The organism is Oleiphilus sp. HI0128, from assembly GCF_001635365.1.
On sequence record NZ_LWGG01000564.1, the window covers coordinates 1 to 347 of the forward strand.

1 protein-coding gene is annotated in these 347 nt (G+C 46.7%); it reads right to left on the bottom strand.

Annotated features, from left to right (window positions below):
• On the bottom strand, window positions 1–316 hold a 316-nt coding region (locus tag A3763_RS06655), incomplete at its 3' end, for an alanine racemase (RefSeq protein ID WP_197482818.1).
• Window positions 317–347: the final 31 nt, after the last annotated feature.

Below are 347 nucleotides of genomic sequence, written 5' to 3' on the forward strand. Positions count from 1 at the left end.
CCAAAATATTAAGCGCCTTGGCAACGTGGTAGTCGTAACCCATTAGTCCGCTAAGGCTCAATAAATCAGATTGTTTAATACGCTCTAGACAAGACCTAAACTCACTCATGTCAGCAAAGCCACCACGATGCAAACCCACGTCGACCTCAAGGTTAACCTTCATCTTGAGCCCTGACTCTAAAGCAACAGCCTCGTACTCGTTCAAGCGTTCATTTGAGTCAATCAGCCATTGAACTTGCTCTGCTGGCTCAAAGTCTAGCGGCTCACCTTGCTTCTCATACCACTGATAGAAAGCTCTAAGCGCCATGACAGGCATAGGTTTTCCTAACAACAAGTCCGGCTTTACG